This is a genomic window from Bradyrhizobium sp. 63_E2_N1_3 (assembly GCF_052076005.1).
Lineage (GTDB): Bacteria > Pseudomonadota > Alphaproteobacteria > Rhizobiales > Xanthobacteraceae > Bradyrhizobium > Bradyrhizobium barranii.
In genome coordinates this window covers 4536372-4553136 of record NZ_CP197235.1, presented here as the reverse complement: position 1 = coordinate 4553136, position 16765 = coordinate 4536372, and the positions used below count along the sequence as shown (strand labels likewise).

Annotated in this window: 21 protein-coding genes; 15 read left to right on the top strand and 6 right to left on the bottom strand. The window is 62.8% G+C overall.

What is annotated here, in order from left to right:
* Nucleotides 1-63 precede the first annotated feature (63 nt).
* The 3 genes from AB7531_RS21645 (at nt 64) to AB7531_RS21635 (ending at nt 1500) form a co-directional block, all read left to right on the top strand.
* Complete coding sequence (locus tag AB7531_RS21645; RefSeq protein WP_063983190.1) at nt 64-453, top strand: hypothetical protein; 390 nt, start codon at nt 64-66, stop codon at nt 451-453.
* Between the two features lie 4 nt (nt 454-457).
* Entirely contained in the window at nt 458-1120 is a 663-nt protein-coding gene (locus AB7531_RS21640) for a hypothetical protein (RefSeq protein ID WP_187387693.1), read from the top strand.
* 152 nt (nt 1121-1272) lie between these two features.
* A complete protein-coding gene (locus AB7531_RS21635; protein WP_063983188.1) occupies nt 1273-1500 on the top strand; it encodes a hypothetical protein in 228 nt (75 codons plus the stop codon).
* A 66-nt stretch (nt 1501-1566) separates the two neighbouring features.
* Here AB7531_RS21635 and AB7531_RS21630 read toward each other — a convergent pair whose 3' ends face one another.
* The gene (locus tag AB7531_RS21630) at nt 1567-2067 is read right to left on the bottom strand and encodes a hypothetical protein (protein WP_187387692.1); all 501 of its coding nucleotides are present in this window, start codon (nt 2065-2067) and stop codon (nt 1567-1569) included.
* Between the two features lie 204 nt (nt 2068-2271).
* Between AB7531_RS21630 and AB7531_RS21625 the strand changes: the two genes are divergently transcribed.
* The gene (locus AB7531_RS21625; RefSeq protein WP_441280052.1) at nt 2272-4317 is read left to right on the top strand and encodes an acetoacetate--CoA ligase; all 2046 of its coding nucleotides are present in this window, start codon (nt 2272-2274) and stop codon (nt 4315-4317) included.
* Between the two features lie 425 nt (nt 4318-4742).
* On the top strand, nt 4743-5045 hold the full coding sequence (locus AB7531_RS21620) for a hypothetical protein (protein ID WP_063983186.1): 303 nt from the start codon (nt 4743-4745) through the stop codon (nt 5043-5045).
* A 5-nt stretch (nt 5046-5050) separates the two neighbouring features.
* Here the strand turns inward: AB7531_RS21620 and AB7531_RS21615 are convergent, their stop codons facing one another.
* A complete protein-coding gene (locus tag AB7531_RS21615) occupies nt 5051-5284 on the bottom strand; it encodes a hypothetical protein (protein ID WP_063986360.1) in 234 nt (77 codons plus the stop codon).
* Between the two features lie 337 nt (nt 5285-5621).
* Nucleotides 5622-5906: a hypothetical protein gene (locus AB7531_RS21610; RefSeq protein WP_063986359.1), complete on the bottom strand. Its 285-nt coding sequence runs from the start codon at nt 5904-5906 to the stop codon at nt 5622-5624.
* A gap of 189 nt (nt 5907-6095) precedes the next feature.
* On the opposite strand from AB7531_RS21610, the gene AB7531_RS21605 reads away from it, so the two are divergent.
* The 3 genes from AB7531_RS21605 to AB7531_RS21595 all read left to right on the top strand — a co-directional run bounded on the left by AB7531_RS21605 (nt 6096) and on the right by AB7531_RS21595 (nt 7714).
* On the top strand, nt 6096-6683 hold the full coding sequence (locus tag AB7531_RS21605) for a formyltransferase family protein (RefSeq protein WP_063983185.1): 588 nt from the start codon (nt 6096-6098) through the stop codon (nt 6681-6683).
* A 196-nt stretch (nt 6684-6879) separates the two neighbouring features.
* Nucleotides 6880-7224, top strand: coding sequence for a hypothetical protein (locus tag AB7531_RS21600; RefSeq protein ID WP_014495138.1), 345 nt, complete (start codon nt 6880-6882; stop codon nt 7222-7224).
* Nucleotides 7169-7714 (top strand): hypothetical protein, encoded by a 546-nt coding sequence (locus tag AB7531_RS21595; RefSeq protein WP_063983184.1) that lies wholly within the window; start codon nt 7169-7171, stop codon nt 7712-7714. The genes AB7531_RS21600 and AB7531_RS21595 overlap by 56 nt, the downstream gene beginning before the upstream one ends.
* A 58-nt stretch (nt 7715-7772) precedes the next feature.
* On the opposite strand, the gene AB7531_RS21590 is transcribed toward AB7531_RS21595, so the two are convergent.
* The gene (locus tag AB7531_RS21590) at nt 7773-8171 is read right to left on the bottom strand and encodes a RidA family protein (protein ID WP_038955466.1); all 399 of its coding nucleotides are present in this window, start codon (nt 8169-8171) and stop codon (nt 7773-7775) included.
* 147 nt (nt 8172-8318) lie between these two features.
* Between AB7531_RS21590 and AB7531_RS21585 the strand changes: the two genes are divergently transcribed.
* Together AB7531_RS21585 and AB7531_RS21580 are read left to right on the top strand one after the other, a co-directional pair.
* Nucleotides 8319-9194 (top strand): DMT family transporter, encoded by an 876-nt coding sequence (locus AB7531_RS21585; protein WP_063983183.1) that lies wholly within the window; start codon nt 8319-8321, stop codon nt 9192-9194.
* A 204-nt stretch (nt 9195-9398) separates the two neighbouring features.
* Nucleotides 9399-10826 (top strand): caspase family protein, encoded by a 1428-nt coding sequence (locus AB7531_RS21580; RefSeq protein ID WP_063983182.1) that lies wholly within the window; start codon nt 9399-9401, stop codon nt 10824-10826.
* 67 nt (nt 10827-10893) lie between these two features.
* Here AB7531_RS21580 and AB7531_RS21575 read toward each other — a convergent pair whose 3' ends face one another.
* Nucleotides 10894-11853 carry a LysR family transcriptional regulator gene (locus tag AB7531_RS21575; protein ID WP_063986358.1) on the bottom strand — a complete coding sequence of 320 codons (960 nt, stop codon included), beginning with the start codon at nt 11851-11853 and terminating at the stop codon, nt 10894-10896.
* A gap of 125 nt (nt 11854-11978) precedes the next feature.
* Here AB7531_RS21575 and solA point away from each other — a divergent pair, with 125 nt between their 5' ends.
* The 5 genes from solA (at nt 11979) to AB7531_RS21550 (ending at nt 16482) form a co-directional block, all read left to right on the top strand.
* On the top strand, nt 11979-13148 hold the full coding sequence (solA, locus tag AB7531_RS21570) for an N-methyl-L-tryptophan oxidase (protein WP_063983181.1): 1170 nt from the start codon (nt 11979-11981) through the stop codon (nt 13146-13148).
* Nucleotides 13149-13224: 76 nt separating this feature from the next.
* The gene (locus AB7531_RS21565) at nt 13225-14037 is read left to right on the top strand and encodes a transporter substrate-binding domain-containing protein (protein ID WP_028152112.1); all 813 of its coding nucleotides are present in this window, start codon (nt 13225-13227) and stop codon (nt 14035-14037) included.
* A gap of 98 nt (nt 14038-14135) precedes the next feature.
* Complete coding sequence (locus AB7531_RS21560) at nt 14136-14879, top strand: amino acid ABC transporter permease (protein WP_063983180.1); 744 nt, start codon at nt 14136-14138, stop codon at nt 14877-14879.
* The gene (locus AB7531_RS21555) at nt 14876-15718 is read left to right on the top strand and encodes an amino acid ABC transporter permease (RefSeq protein WP_063983179.1); all 843 of its coding nucleotides are present in this window, start codon (nt 14876-14878) and stop codon (nt 15716-15718) included. Before AB7531_RS21560 ends, AB7531_RS21555 begins: the two co-directional genes overlap by 4 nt.
* A gap of 11 nt (nt 15719-15729) precedes the next feature.
* Nucleotides 15730-16482, top strand: a complete 753-nt coding sequence (locus tag AB7531_RS21550) for an amino acid ABC transporter ATP-binding protein (protein WP_063983178.1) — start codon at nt 15730-15732, stop codon at nt 16480-16482.
* Between the two features lie 43 nt (nt 16483-16525).
* Here AB7531_RS21550 and AB7531_RS21545 read toward each other — a convergent pair whose 3' ends face one another.
* The gene (locus AB7531_RS21545; protein ID WP_028152108.1) at nt 16526-16765 is read right to left on the bottom strand and encodes a BrnA antitoxin family protein; all 240 of its coding nucleotides are present in this window, start codon (nt 16763-16765) and stop codon (nt 16526-16528) included.

The window sequence follows — 16765 nt, the reverse complement described above, 5'->3', positions numbered from 1 at the left end:
AGACGCCATTGATACAACTAAAGGTAAATATTATACTCGGACATTTCCAAAGGAGAGGATACCGTGGATCCTTTACTCGCGCAGTCATACTTCAAATTGTTCATGAATTACGACACGAGGAACATAGCTGTTCTCGATCAAATCAAAGCCGCCCTACTGCAAAACCAAATGTCCACATTTCGATCTGACGCTTTGCTCTGCGTGCTGTCGCTTTTCGACCAGATGATCGTTCAACCCTACCAGGATCGATTGAGCCAGGGGAATCTCTCGTCTCCAAATAGCACCGTCGTTCTCACAGCACAGAACCTGGATGCCCAGGTGATGGATAGCTTCTATGAGTTGGTAAAAACAACGAACAACAACAAGCGCGAGTCACTTGCATCTTCCCACGACGTCATCAAAGCGATCGACGCAGCCTGGGGTACCATCTCAACTTATCTTTTGTGGGGGTGACGCCGTGCCAGCTTTCGATCCTCTGACTGCAATTGCACATTTGGAGGCCAACAAAGCGACGATTTGGCCCGACGTCACGACGCAAGATGCCTTTCTATCGGAGGCGAAGGCTCGCCTTGGCGGCCGAAGTTCGGACGACAAGAAGGAAGCGACGAAGCTGGCGGTCGAGACTGCTAAGACGCTTCTCACAATTGCTGTCGCGCTTCTGGTTGCTTCAGGGACATTGCTTCAGTTCACGCGCTCTAATGGCGTTCCGTGGCTGTCTTGGACCGTCGCCTTCTTCACCTTCAGCGTGATCCTCTTGTTCATCAGCATGAGCGCCGGCCTCTCTGCAATCAGCGGGGTCTATAAGCGTGCCGACGGACGAACGTTCCCAACCGAAACCGCTTGGTCAACGCTCCCCGTCTCGAAACGCTTGAACGTGCAGTCTCTAACGGGGGTTTTTGCTCTTCTAGCCTTGCTGATCGGGCTAGGACTTTCGGCGCACAGTACACAAACACCGGGACTGAGCCTCACGATCCCCGGCACTCAGTCCGCGCTGCCAGCGGGCCCCCTCATGATCGACGGAACATGGACCGAACTGCGCCTAAAAACGGCAGGAAACCAAGAGCTAAAACTGCCGCCGAACTCACCAACTAGCGGCCCGCTCGCGATCAACTGCAAATAGCCTTGCCATCGTGCCAGTCCTATTTCCGTGGCAGACGGCAAGTCGCCAACTTGGCTAATCGGAATTAACGGATTTTGCGTCATTCGGTTTACTTCGAAGCAAATGCTGAATCCTACGCTGGTCAGCGTGACCTAACCTGTAATTGCGGTGCAATGGCCAACAGCATCTGGACGATCGAAGAATTCACCTGCCCCGGTTGCAGCATGAACTACATTGCGACAAGGGAAGAGCACGCCGAGCCGCATTCGGGCCACTTCAAATGCAGCATCTGCAGTGGCGTGGTGCACTCCTGGTCGGGGAAGCATCACTTCTTCGGCTGGTCCGCGGTGAAGACCAAGCCGCCGGTGTTCGGGAGACGGTGGGCGGGAGTGGGTTGGTAGGCCGAGGCAAGGTTCTCACTGCCGTCGCCTGGATGGAGCGAAGCGAAATCCGGGACCAGTGTCGCTTTATTGCACGAACCCCGGATTGCGCTTCGCTTCATCCGGGCTACCAAACCCCATCGCCACTCTCGCCGTCATTGCGAGGAGCTCTTGCGACGAAGCAATCCAGAGCGCCTCCGCGGAGGGATTCTGGATTGCTTCGCTGCGCTCGCAATGACGATGTTGAAGCAACGACGCACAATGCATCGACGGAGTTCGCAGTGACACCTTGCCCGTCGTCGGGCAAAACACTTCACGCAAAATTCCCACTGCGATTGTCAGCCCTGCCGCTGTGCGGAACAATAGCGATCCTTTTATCATGGCAACTGCTACGACATAAAAAACCCGCGGCAGGTTTCCCCGCGCGGGTGTTACGAATTTCCGATGATGCCGCTCTGCCAGTGTTTTGCCCGACGTGTCAAATCCGGACGAGGCGATGCGTCGCGCCATCGAGATATCGGTAGGCTGTTCGCGTTGGACAAGTCCGAAAAGGACCTGCTTGGCACCAACTGAAAACGACGAATGCATTCAATAGCCCCGCTACTGTGTATGGGGTTGTTTTTCAGCTTTTGCTTTGAGGGCGTTTGAACGCCAGCTTCAGCGCCGGCCGCGCGGCATCAGGCCGGGATCGGCGGCGAGCGCTTTGCCGTGACGCAGGGATGAGGAACTGACGCTTCTGCTCAGCCGCGACACCGGTTAGACTCCCCTCCCCGCAACAGAATCCGACACGCAATGACCGCACCCTTCGTTCCCCAGATCGCTCTCTACCGCAACTGGCTCGCCGAGCAGCGTGGCCTTTCCTTCGCGAATTACGAGGAGATGCGGCAGTGGTCGGTGTGCGATCTAGACGGCTTCTGGCGCAGCATCTGGGACTATTACGATCTGCAATCGCCGACGCCGTTTGCGGCCGTGATCACCGAGCGCAAGATGCCGGGCGCGGTGTGGTTTCCCGGTGCGCAGGTCAACTATGCGCGGCAGGTGTTCCGGCATGTTGAGGCCGCCGACGCCGCCGGCCTGCCCGCGATCGTCAGTAGCGGCGAGGACGGCAAGCTCAACGAAACGAGCTGGCCGGAGCTGCGGCGCAAGGCGGCGGCGCTCGCGCTGCATCTGAAGGGGAAGGGCATCAAGCCCGGTGACCGGATCGCGGCCTATCTGCCCAACATCCCCGAAACCATCATCGCGTTCCTGGCGAGCGCCAGCATCGGCGCGGTCTGGAGCGTCTGTGCGCCCGATATGGCTGCGCCCGCCGTGATCGACCGCTTCAAGCAGATCGAGCCGAAGGTGCTGATCGCCTGCGATGCCGTCACCTATGCCGGCCGCCGGCATGATCGCAAAGACGTCGTCGCGGAGCTGCGGCGGTCGCTGCCGACGGTCGAGCACGTCATCCTGCACAGCGAGGCCGCGCCCGCAGCGCCGGACGCCCTGCTCGCCGACATCGTCGCAAGGACAGGCGCCGCGATCGACGCGTTCGAGCCGGCCTGGCTGCCGTTCGATCATCCGCTCTGGATCGTCTATTCCAGCGGCACCACCGGCCTGCCGAAACCGATCGTGCACGGTCATGGCGGCATCGTCATCGTGGTGCTGGCGCTGCTGGGCCTGCACAACGACCTCGGCTGCTCCTACCACAAGAACTCGTTCGGCGAGTGCTATCACTGGTACTCTTCGACCGGCTGGATCATGTGGAATTCGCAGGTCGGCGGCCTGCTCAGCGGCACCACCTGCTGCATCTTCGACGGCAGCCCGGGCGGCACCAAGGACAAGCCGGACTGGACCACGCTGTGGCGGTTCGTGGCACAGTCGAAGGCGACCTTCTTCGGCGCCGGCGCGGCGTTCTTCGCCAACTGCGCCAAGGCCGAGATCGATCTCACTGCGGCCGGCGATCTGTCGCGGCTGCGCTGCCTCGGCTCGACCGGCTCGCCGCTCAGCGCCGATACGCAAGCCTGGTTCAACGATCGCTTCGCGGCGTTGTCGAAAATCAACGGCAGCAAGGCGCAGGCCGACATCTGGTGGGCGAACATCTCCGGCGGCACCGATTTCGCCGGCGCCTTCATCGGCGGCAACCGCGAATTGCCGCAGACCCCGGGCGCGATGCAGTGCCGCCTGCTCGGCGCGGCGGTCGAAGCCTTCAGCGAGCAGGGCCGCGCCGTCATCGACGAGGTCGGCGAGCTCGTCTGTACCGAGCCGATGCCCTCGATGCCGCTCCGTTTCTGGAACGACAAGGGCGATGCGCGCTATCGCGCCAGCTATTTCGAGACCTATCTGGACAATTTCGACGGCAGCGGCCGCGGGCCGGTGTGGCGGCACGGCGACTGGCTCAAGGTCAATCCGGACGGCTCCTGCATCATCTATGGCCGCAGCGATGCGACCATCAACCGGCACGGCCTGCGCATGGGCACGAGCGAGCTCTATTCCGCGATCGAAGCGCTGCCGGAAGTGCTGGATAGCCTCGTCGTCGACCTCGAATATCTCGGCCGCGACAGCTACATGCCGCTGTTCGTGGTGCTGCGCGAGGGCACAGCCTTCGACGCTGCGATGCAGGCCAGGATCAACAAGGCGATCGAGGCCGGCCTGTCCCGGCGATTCCTGCCGAACGAGATCTTTGCCGTCGCCGAGATCCCGCGCACGCTCTCGGGCAAGAAGCAGGAGCTGCCGATCAAGAAGCTGCTGCTCGGCCAGCCCGTCGAAAAGGTCATCAACAAGGAGGCGATGGCCAATCCCGCCTGCCTCGACTGGTATCTCGCCTTCGCCCGCGACTATCTCGCCCGAACCGCATCGTAGCTTCGATCAACCGCCGCCGAAATTGGAGGGATCGAGATTCCTGTTCTCCGACGGCGGGATCGGCGGCCACCCGGGAAATTTGTACCAGCCGGGCGGGACCGGCGCGTCCTCGGGCAGATGGACGACGACGTGGTGGCGCGGGCGGGCATGATGCGCCGGCGCGGCAGCCGCCCATGCGCATGTTGAAATTAGGAGGACCAAAGCCAGGATAGACCGCATCATACGTGCTCCAGACGTCCACCCGGGCACCATGTGGTGCGGGAACCACGCTGGAACGATGCGTCGCAACGTCACGATGTCTCACATCGGCGGCATCGCTGCTGCCAGGAGACGCCGGAGATCAACCCAATTGCGCCAATGGCGTTTGGATTCCGTTCACCGATCGCCGCTAGATCAGGATGGATCCTCCGCGACGAACAGCAGCTATGGCCGATCTCAACGCAGTCCTCTCCAGGCTCAACGACCGCCTGCTCCGCCTCGAAGGCGAACTGTTCGTGCTGCGCTCGCTGGCGCGCGCGACGCTGACGGCGGGCGACGACCATGCGGCGCGCATGCGCAAGCTGGTCGAGGCCGCAAAGGTCGCGCTCGACGACGAGGCCAAACGTGAGCTCGACAAACCGACGCGCAAATATGTCGATGCGGCAACCGCGCTGGTGGAGGAACTTCTGGTCGAGCCGACCCAGGCACGGCCGCTGTTCACCGTCATCGACGGTGGCCGGCGCGACTGAGCGCGTCAGATCGGACGTATCCCGCGGGAATCCGGAGACTGAGCCTTCAGCCGGCTGAGCCCCTCCTCGATGATCGCGATCTCCTCGTCGATCTTGCCGATCGGCAGGCTGAAATCATAGCCGGACCTGCTCTTCAGATCGACCGCGAGCCGCTGCCTGTGCATCATCAGCTCGTCGAGCCCACGGCGGTTCTTCAGCCGCACATAGGCGTCCACGATCTGCTCAATTGCGCTCGGCATGAAATCGGTCCCGGCAAAAAAGCCCACGCGGCGCACCCACGCCGGCGGGACATTTTTGGTGTCGCGGTACGCAATACAAATCCGCGACGGATTCGTCGATACGACAGGCAGGTTGAGAACGCGTTACCGTTTGATGATTTCGTGATGGCGCCGGCATGAAAAGCCGCTGGCGATCACTCGCCAGCGGCCAAAGCCGGGTTCGAAAACGGATTCGGAATCAAATTTGGCCAGCCCCGGTTGGTGCATTCTAGCGGCACACGGGGGCTGCTTATGTTAGAAATGAAACAGAGGAACCGGCGGATACATCATTTGCTGTCGATGTGGCCGCCCGGCAACGCTAGTCGGTGACGCAAAAATATTTGCGCGGCAGCCTGCGGTAGGCGCTGTAGCGGTAGTACGGCCTGTAGGCGTAGCCGCGATAGAGTGCGGGCGGCTCCTCGCCGTAATAGGCGTCGTGGTAGAAATTATAGACCGGCCCTTCGACGCAACGATAGGCATCCCACGTCGGACCGATGAACGGCGCCACCCCGACCTCGGGCGGGACCGCCGGGTACGGCCCGCCGGCGCGCGCGGGCGTGGCTACGCTCAGTGCCGCGAGAAGGAAAAACCACGCGCTTCGCATGCGCTCGCTCCTGATACGGTGCAATACGCGCATGGAAGCACCGGAACGGCCGGCTGCGCAATCGCGGAGCCCGTCGCGCCCCGCGCCCGGTGCATTGTTGATAACCGGCACAAACCGCCCGCGGCTGGTGACAGGACGCACCGACGTGTTATCGGGGGATGACGCAGTTGCGAGACGGATCGGACACCCATGCGCATTACCCTCGTCGGCTCCCGCCATTTCGGCGTGACCACCCTGAACATGCTCCGGGAGCACGGCGTCCCGATCGTGCGGGTCGTCGTGGCCGACGCCGAGGATCGCCTCGCCGCGAGCGCCAAGGCGGCCGGCATCGAGGTGACAGTCCAGGCCAATCCGAAGCTGGTGGTCGCCTCTGAAATCGGCCCCGACACCGACCTGATCATCACCGCCCACAGCCACGCCCGGATCGGCAAGGACGCCCTGGCCGCCGCGAAGTACGGCGGGATCGGCTATCATCCCTCGCTGCTGCCGCGTCATCGGGGCAAAGCCGCCGTGGAATGGACAATCAAGGAAGGCGATCCGATCGCCGGCGGCACGATCTATCATCTTGCCGACCGCATGGACGCCGGCGCCATCGCCGCCCAGGACTGGTGCTTCGTCAGGAAGGGCGAGACGGCTCGCGAGCTCTGGGAGCGTGCGCTCGCTCCGCTCGGCCTCAAGCTGCTGGCCGACGTGATCGACTACGTCAAGGTCCACAAGGCGCTGCCCTCCAAGGTTCAGGACGAGCAGTTCGCCACCTTGGCGCCAAGTCTTTCGTGAGTCCTTCCCTGAGTCCTGTCCTGACGTTTACCCTTAACGTGAAGGCGCGTTGATTCTGCTTCGAAAATTGGAGCCGGAAACACAAATAAACCATTGTTTCCACAGGAACAATTTTCGCTTTGGCAATGCAACAAATTTCCGTCACATTTAGGCCGAATAAGCGTCAGCATATCAGACAGATTCAAGGACGGAATTCATGCGTTTTGGTCGCATTACGGCATTCTGTGCCGCTTCAGTTATCACCCTCGCCGCTCCCGCTTTCGCCCAGACCCCCTATGACGGCAACTGGCATGTCACCATCGTGACCAAGAGCGGCACCTGCGAGCCGACCGCGAGCTCCATGCTGACGGTTGCCGACGGCAAGATCACCGCGCCCGGCGCTAACGTTTCCGGCACCATCGGCAGCGGGGGACTTGTGAAAGTTTCGATCAATGGTGCATATGCCAACGGTCAACTCAGCGGCAACGCCGGATCGGGGAAGTGGAATGGAGCATCTGCAGGCATACCGTGCAGCGGGCGGTGGGAAGCATCGCGCCAGTAAGAAATTCGGGACCCGCGTCGTAAGCCGGCGGCTGCTGATCGCGGCCGCCGTTTTGTTTGCGGCGGGGATCGCCAACTCTGAGAGCAAGGCCCAGTCCGGCCCGTTCGCCCCGCTGGCGGGGAGCTGGAGCGGTGCCGGCACCGTCACGCTCGATGACGGCTCGACCGAGCGGATCCGCTGCCGGGCCAGATACGCCCCGATCGGACCGACGATGGAGATGTCGCTGACCTGCGCCAGCGACGCCTACAAGTTCAATCTCGGCGCCAACGTCAGGGCTGAAGGCGGCGCCATCGCCGGCAGCTGGTCCGAAGCCAGCCGCAACATCAGCGGCTCCCTCCAGGGCCGCGGCGCTGGCGGAAACTACGACCTGGTCGCCTCGACCGCCGGCTTCAACGCCAACATCTCGCTGAAGACGTCCGGCAACAAGCAGAGCGTCACCATGCGCGCGGACAGCCAGTTCCGCGGCGCCAACATCTCGCTGTCGCGCTAAGGCGGACCGCGTTCAAGCCAAAAGCCCCGGCGATTCCGCCGGGGCTTTTTTATGCGTCTTATGCGTTCGGCACGAACGCCGTGACCTCGATTTCGACCTTGGCCCGCTCGTCCACGAGACCGCCGATGTAGAGCAGCGTCGAGGGCGGAAAATTGCGCCCCAGTGTTTCCTTCCAGGCCGCGCCGATGCCGGCGCCCGCGGCCTCATATTCGCTGCGGCTGGTCAGGTACCAGGTCAGGCGGACGATATGCTCCGGACCGGCTCCGGCCTCGCCAAGGAGCTTGATGATCCGCTTCAGCGCGGTTGCGACCTGCGCCGCCATGTCAGGCGCGTAATTGCCGGTCTCGTCGCCGCCGGTCTGCCCGGCCAGCACCACCCAGCGGCCCGGCCCTTCGGCAACCACGCCGTGAGAAAAGCCCCGCGGTTTCTTCCATTCGGCCGGCTGCAAGATTTGCATGAGCGAAGATCTCCCTTTTCTTGTTGTTCAATGATGCCTTAGCACGCCGCCCTGCATCGCTGCATCCGCAGTTTTGGCCGTTGCAAACGCCGGCGATGTCGCCGATACCGGCCCTCCCCTCAGGCTCGATCGCCCGCACCAGCAACGATGACCGCAACACCGTCCAAAACGATGGCTGCACTGTGGATGGCCGGCTGGCTGGCGCTGATGCTGGTCATGGCGGTTGCCGGCCGCGAGACCACGCGCGAGCTGAACGTCTTCCAGATCATGGAAGTGCGCTCGGTGATCGGCTTCACGCTGCTGCTGCCGATCATCTACCGGGCCGGCGGTTTCAAGGCGGTCGCGACCAAACGCCTGCCCCAGCACCTCGCGCGCAACGGGGTCCATTATTTCGCGCAGCTCGGCTGGTTCTACGCACTGACGCTGATCGGAATCGGCCAGGTCGTCGCGATCGAATTCACCATGCCGATCTGGACTGCGCTGCTGGCCGCAACGTTTCTGTCCGAGCGCATGACCGTCTGGAAGATCGCCGCCATCGCGCTCGGCATCGTCGGCGTCGTCATGATCGTGCGGCCCGCCACCGGCGAGATCAATCCGGGCCAGTTGATCGCACTGGGGGCCGCGATCGGCTTCAGCATTTCCATGATCTTGGCGAAATCGCTGACCCGGACCGAGAGCGCATTGTCGATCCTGTTCTGGATGATCGTGGTGCAGATGGTCGTGGGCCTGCTGCCGACGCTCTATGTCTGGACCTGGCCGTCAACCACTCTCTGGGGCTGGCTCTTCGTCATCGGGGTCTGCGGCACATTCTCGCACTATTGCCTCGCCAGCGCGCTCCGCTACGCGGATGCAACCATCGTGGTGCCGATGGACTTCTTGCGGGTGCCGCTCACCGCGACTGTCGGCTGGCTGCTGTATTCGGAGCGGCTCGACGCCTGGACCGTGCTCGGCGCGACGCTGATCCTGTGCGGCAATCTCCTGAACCTGAAGCCGACCGCCCCGGTTCCCGCCCGCGCGCAGTGAACCTCGCGCTGACTCGCGCGACAAAAACGAAGTGGCCGTGTGATCTGGATCACGTTGGAGGGGCATTCCATCGTGCACATTCGGCCACACAGCAGCGGGTTGAATACGACGTACTGCCGTTTTGGTGGCGCGAAGTCGGGCACTTCGTGTAGGTTCGTTGCCAATTTGTTGCTGCCTGCAATTCGATTCTGTTGGGGATTTCAGATGCGCACTCTCACCCTGCTCGCTTCGCTGATGTGCATGGCGCTGTCGGTCAGTGCCGCGAAGGCCGACCGCCGTGTCGCCTTCGTCGTCGGCAACGGCTCCTACAAGAACGTCGCACAATTGCCGAACCCGCCGATCGACGCCAAGGCGATGGCGGCGACCCTGCGCAATGTCGGCTTCGAGGTGATCGAAGGATCCAACCTCACCCGCGACCAGATGACGGAGAAGCTCCTGGACTTCGGCCGCAAGGCGCAAGGCTCCGATGTCGCAGTGTTCTATTATGCCGGCCACGGCATCGCCGTCAGCGGCAGTAACTACCTCCTGCCTGTCGACGCCGACATTAAGTCGGAGATGGACGTCAAGCTCGGCGCAGCCATCAATATCGACCTGACGCTCGAGCAGACCATGGGCGACGCCAAGGTCAAGCTCGTCTTCCTCGACGCCTGCCGCGACAATCCGTTCGCCGCCAAGATCAAGTCGAACTCGGCAACGCGCAGCGTCAACGTGCAGAGCGGTCTTGCCGAGATGAAGTCGGGCGAAGGCACGCTGATCGCGTTCGCCACCGGCCCGGGCCAGACCGCGCTCGACGGCCAGGAGGGCAACAACAGCCCGTTCACCCGCGCGCTGATCGACAACATCACCAAGCCCGGCGTCGAGATCCAGCAGGCGATGACCTCGGTGCGCGCCCAGGTCAACGAAGAGACCCGCAAGGGCCAGCTTCCCTGGGGCCACACCAACCTGATCGGCGCGGTCTATCTCAACCCGTCGCAGCAGACGCAGGTTGCCAACGCAGCCCCGACCGCTTCCGGAAACGTGCCGGCGGCAGCGAGCAGCTCCGACGGTGTCGAGCTCGAATACTGGCGCTCGGTCAAGGAATCCAACAAGCCGGAAGAGCTCAACGCCTATCTCTCGGCCTATCCGAACGGCCAGTTCAAGGCGCTGGCGCTGGCGCGGCTTGCGGCGATCAAGAGCGGCCCGTCCACGGCGACCCGCAATCTGAACTCCGGGATCGATCCCGCCACCTTCACCGATGACTCCACCCAGCTCACCGAGGACCAGATCGGCCTCGACAAGGGCCAGCGCCGCGACGTGCAGCGCCGCCTGACCGGGCTCGGCTTCGACACCAAGGTGACCGGTGCCTTCACCGACGAGACCCGCTCAGTGCTGAAGCGCTGGCAGGCCGCTCGCGGTTATCCGTCGACCGGCTACCTCAACAAGCTCCAGCACAAGGCCCTGCTGTCCGAGATCGTGGCGGCCGCGCCGGCCACCGCGAGCGACGACAGCGCGAAGCCGGCCCGGCGTGCTGCCCCGGCCCAGGCCCAGAGCAGCGCACCGGTTCAGCATCGCAACAGCGGCGGCGGCGATGCCGGCGCGGCCTTCGTCGGCGGTGTCGTCGGCGGCATGATGGGCGGCATGTTCCGCCGCTGAGGCGAGACCCGGCTCCAAAACGCAAAAAGGCCCGGCGAGAGCCGGGCCTTTTTCGTGGTGGCAATGGCTAGTAGTCTTGGGTGAACCAAGGCACGAGCGTCCGGATCCGCGGCATCGCCTGCATCGTAATACTCGTCCGAGCCATCTCCGCGATGCGCGGCGCCAGTGATGAGAGATCGCCACGGCGGGTCACCAGAAGCAGCTCACGAAAAAATCCGGGGCCCGGCAGAGGGAGAGCGCTGACTTGACCAGCGTGAGCGAGCCCCTGCAACAGACACAGCGGCGTGGTGATCGCCACGCCCATCCCGGTGGCGACCATGGCGACCAGGCTGTCCGAGGTGTCAAACTCAAAGGCCCGCGGTGGGCGAATGCCCAAACGGCTCAGGTGGCGCTCGACCTGAGCGCCCGCATAGGAGCGTTCGCTGTACCGGACCAGGCGATGCCGGGTCAGGATCTCCCGCAAATCAAGGTCAGCAAATTCGGCTTCCAATCCGCGCGGCACCACCAGCAGATTTGGCTCGCGGTAAAACGGGAAGCGCTCGATATCATACAGGTCATCCATCGCATCGCATGTGATCGCCGCGTCGATCGTTCGGTGGACCAGCGCCTCGGCATGCGAGTGAGCAAGGCCCGACCAAACGGACAGGCTCAGTGCGACCTCGCCCGTCATGAGCTCCTTGACGAGGTGTGCGCCGACCGTGGCGGCATAGGAGTCGATGAGGCCGAGCCTCAGATCGACACGCTCAGGCAGTTTCGCTGCGTCCCGGAGTGCGCTGAGTAACGTGTCAAAGTCGCGATTCAGATCGCGAACACGGCCAGCAAGGATGCGGCCCGCCCGCGTCAGTGTAAGCGGCCTCCGGCTACGGTTGAAGAACGCGACGCCGATCGAGGCCTCGGCCCGCCGCACAGCCTGAGAAACCGCTGATTGCGTCATCCCGAACTGACGGGACGCCTGAAGCATGCTGCCGGACTCCGCGACGGCAGCGACAATCTGCAAGCTTCGCAAGTCTGGAACAGGTGGCGTCATATCCATAGCTTAAGCAGAAGTCATATTAACATGCAAATTGCCTTCATTATATGAATTATCCTTGTAGGAGAGCCGCATCCGAAAGCAGACTTCGGATCGTCCTAACAATTAAGCAGTCCCGATCCATGAGCGAGCAAGCGGATATTCTGGTGATCGGCCTCGGTGCCATGGGCAGCGCGGCCCTCTATCAACTGGCGAGGCGAGGGGTAAAGGCGGTCGGCCTCGATCGCTTTGCCCCGCCCCACACGATGGGATCCAGCCACGGCGAAACCCGCATCACCCGGCAGGCGGTCGGCGAAGGCCGCGATTACGTGCCCCTGGTGCTGGATACGCACCGGATCTGGCGTGAGCTCGAAGCCGAGACGTCTGCCGAGCTGCTGAACCCATGCGGCCTCGTCGTCATGGCGCCCGGTGTCGGCGAGACGTCGCACCACGGCAAGCCGGATTTCGTCGCGCGCTCGATTGGGGCCGCGCGTGACTTCGGCATCGCGCATGAAGTGATCGACGGGCGAGAGGTGGCTCATCGCTTCCCGCAGTTCCTGAATCTCCAGGGCAACGAGAAGGCCTATTACGAACCCGGCGGAGGGTACGTTTTTCCGGAGCGCTGCATCAAGGCGCAACTGACGCGCGCGGAGCAGCTCGGCGCAACGATCCGCACGGGAGTCGAGGTTCTCGCGATCGCGCAGCGCGGCTCCGCCGTTCGGGTGGAAACGTCCTCAGGCACATTCGAGGCCGACCAGGTGGTGGTGTCGGCCGGCGGCTGGAATGCCCACCTGCTCGGCGCGCCGTTTGACCGCGTGCTTACGGTGAAGCGGCAGGTGCTGCACTGGTACGAGCTCGAGGATACCAGCGCGTACCGCGCCGACGCCCCTGTGTTCATCTGGATGCACGGCGCGACGGATGTCGACTACCTCTACGGCTTCCCGCCGCTGCCTGGCGATCGTCGTCTCAAGGTCGCGACCGAGCAGTACGAGATCAACACGACGGCCGACGCCATCGACCGCACCGTCGATCCCGCGGAATCGGCTGAAATGTACCGGAAGCACGTCGCGGGGCGGCTCGCCGGCGCCACGCCGCGCGTCGCGCAGGCGGCTGCCTGCATCTACACGGTGACGCCCGATCGGGGCTTCATCATCGACCGCCATCCCGACCAGGACCGGATTTGTGTCGTCTCGGCGTGCTCGGGCCACGGCTTCAAGCACTCGGCAGGTATCGGCAACGTCGTGGCCGGAATGGTAACCGACGGTCGAAGCGCGATCGACCTCAGCCCATTCTCCATCTCCCGTTTTTCGTGACGTTTGGCACGAGCCTTGTATCTTGAACAAGCGCGCGCAACGCGCGTCGTGATCACAATCCTGGAGGCGTCATCCGATGAGAGACATTGTCCGTTCCATGATGACAGGCATCGCGGCGCTGCTGATGCTTGGCAGCGCCCAAGCCGCCGATGGCGTCGATGCCATCAAGCAGCGCGGCACGTTGAATGTCGGCGTCAAGGCTGACTACAAGCCCTTCGGCTTCCGCGATCCCACGGGAAACGTGGTCGGCATCGAGCCGGATCTCGCCGCAGACATTGCCAAGCGCCTCGGCGTCAAACTCGAACTCGTTCCGGTCGCGGCCTCCAACAGGATCGAATTTCTTCAGCAGGGAAAGGTCGACCTGCTGATAGCGACCATGTCGGACAGGCCGGAACGCCGTCGCGTGGTTCAAGCCATCGAGCCGCTGTACTATTCGGACTATGTGAACATCCTTCTCAACAAGAAGTCCGGCATCAAGGACTGGGCCGAGCTCAAGGGAAAACCCGTCTGTGCAACGTCGGGGGCCTGGTACAACAAGGACGTTGCCAAATCCTACGGCCCCGAAATCGTTGCGTTTGACGGCTCGGAGAAGCCTCTGTTCGCCATGAAGCAGGGCAACTGCATCGGCTATGTCTACGATCAGACCTTCCTGCAGGGCAAGCTGCTCGAGGACGAGTGGAAGGCGGACTACGACTTGCCCCTGAAAGGTATTTTGCCATCGCCATGGATGATCGCTGTCGCGCTCGATAATGCCAGCCTTCAGAAGCTGCTCGAAGATACGACAAAGGACTGGATGAAGACCGGCTTCATCGTGGCAGCGGAAAAGAAGTGGGGCATTACGCCGACCGAGTATTCGCTGCTCATGCACGAGCAATACAAGGACAAATAGACGCGCAGAGCGGAGCGCCAGATCCGTCTTGCGCTCCGAACAGGTCGAGCCAATGCACTGATACGAGGCATCGCCTCAACAGTTTGGTGTCGCGCAAAATGCACGAAATCGGCGACTGGTTTCAACGGCTCTACGAAACGACGGGGCTGAATTTCTCCGTATTCTACGATGCCTACGATTGGGACCGCTATTTCGGCGGGCTCAAGATGACGTTGCTTCTGAGCGTCACGACCATCCTGCTGAGCCTCGTCATCGGCGCGGTCGGCGCCTTGCTGCAAGGCAGTCCGTCCATGCTGCTGCGGTTGCCCGTCAATGCTTTCGTGGTGGTGTTCCGCAACACGCCGCCGCTGGTCCAGATCTTCTTTTTCTATTTCGGCCTCGGCACCATGCTCCCGGCCGTCGAGGCGGCGGGCATGCGCGTTCCGCTGCTGAGCAACGTCCAATGGGCCATCATTTCGCTGTCGCTGTTCGCGGGCGCCTTCAACGTCGAAATCTTCCGCTCCGGCATCGAGGCGGTGCCGAGGACGACGCTGGAAGCCGCGGAGGCGCTCGGATACACGCGCCTCAAGGCTTACGTCCATATCGTCCTTCCGCTGGCCATTCGCGTCTGCCTTCCCGCACTGAACAACAACCTCGTCAACCTGCTCAAGACGACCACCCTCGCCTACGCGATCGCCGTTCCCGAGACGCTGTATGCGGTCAAGCAGATCTGGTCGGAATCGCAGAACGTCTTCGAAATGATGGTCGTATTGCTGGCGACCTACGGCATCCTTGTCGGCGTCCTCGTCTGGCTGATGCATCGCTGGGAGCGGGCGATGCGCATCCCGGGATATGTCCGATGAATGACGCCCAGCCCGAGCACAGGCTCGCCGTTCTTCTGCCGTACTGTCCCGCGCCGACCCGGATGTCCGTGCGGATCGGCCCGCTGTCCGCCGCGATCCTCTGTTTCTGCGCCATCATGGCCGCATCCACCGCGTGGGCGCAGACCGGACCGGCGGTGCTGTCCCCGCTGCAAGTCATCGTGAAGTGGTCGCCGCTGCTGCTGCGCGGGTTCGCCTTCAACATCCTGATCTCCCTGCTGGCCATGCTGCTGGGGACCATCGCCGGGCTTGGCCTGGGTCTGGGGTTGTTGTCGGAGTTTCGACCGCTCGCCGCCGTCAGCTGGCTCCTGACTCAATTCTTCCGCAACGCGCCCTGGCTGGTGCTGCTGTTCTTCGTCATGTTTCTGGTGCCCTTCCAGGTCACCCTCTTCAAGACGACCATCCCCTTGCCGGACTGGATCAAGGCAACGGTCGGCTTCGCATTGCCTGTCATGGCGAATGTCGCCGAGGTCGTGCGCGGTGCCGTCCGCTCCATTCCGTCGACGCAATGGGAGGCGGCGGAATCGCTCTCGTTCACACGGCGCCAGACGATGTGGCTGATCATGCTGCCACAGTGCATCAAGCGCATGCTGCCGCCCTGGATGAACGTCTATGCGCTGGTCGCGATGTCGACGGTGCTGGCATCGATCGTCGGTGTTTCGGAGATGCTCACGCTGACGGCGCAGGTGCATGCCGCCGAAGGCGGCAGGCCGGAGCTGTTCGCGCCGCTCTACGGTTTCGCGCTGCTGTGTTTCTTTCTCTACTGTTATCCGATCAACCTCTGGACCGCTCGTCTCGAGCGTCGGTTCCGCATACGCTGAGGGAGCAGAGCATGGCCACAAGCTGGACTCCGGATCAGCCCATCGTCCAATGCGTCGACGTCAGAAAGTCGTTCGGAGCTCTCGAGGTTCTGAAAGGCATCAGCCTGTCGGTCAGGAAGAGCGAGGTGATCTGTATCATCGGCCCGTCCGGATCAGGCAAATCCACGCTGATCCGCTGCATCAATGCGCTGCAGCCGATCACGTCCGGCAGCATTCAGATCGAAGGCATCGAGGTGTCCGATCCCAGGCTCGACAAGCTGGCGCTGCGCCGCAAGGTCGGGATGGTGTTTCAGCAATACAATCTCTTCCCGCACAGGACCGCGCTCCAGAACGTGATGATGGCGCCGATCCATGTTCTCGGCCAGAAACGTGCCGAGGTCGAAGCGCGCGCCCGAGCGCTGCTTGCCAAGGTTCGGCTCGCGGGGAAGGAGGATACCTATCCCGGCGAGCTCTCCGGCGGACAGCAGCAGCGCGTGGCTATCGCCCGCTCGCTGGCGATGCGACCGGACATCATGTTGTTCGACGAAGTCACGGCCGCCCTCGATCCGGAAACGGTCAAGGAGGTCCTGGTCACCATCCGGGAGCTTGCCGAGGATGGCATGACATGCCTCCTCGTCACCCATGAGATGAACTTCGCGCGTGAGGTCGCCGATCACGTCTACTTCACCGACCGCGGTGTGATCGTCGAGCACGGGCCGCCGGAAGCCTTGTTTACGGCGGCCAAGGACGAGCGAACGCAGCGGTTTCTGTCGCAGGTCCTCTGAGTTCGCCGGCGCGCCGCCCTTCGGCGCCCCTGGGCAGGAGGCGCTACTTCCCCGCCGCCTTGCGCAACGCCTCGTTGATGCGGTCCTGCCAGCCCGGACCGCCCTGCTGGAAGAACTCCAGCACATCCTGGTCGATGCGCAGCGTGACCTGCTCCTTGATTCCCGGCGCTACGTTCGGCTTCGGTGGCGCCACGGCGACCTTGGCGGTCACCTTCTTGAACGCCGCCTCGGCCTCCGACCGCGCATCGCCAAGCGTGCGCGGCCGCCTCGGTTGATCCGTCAT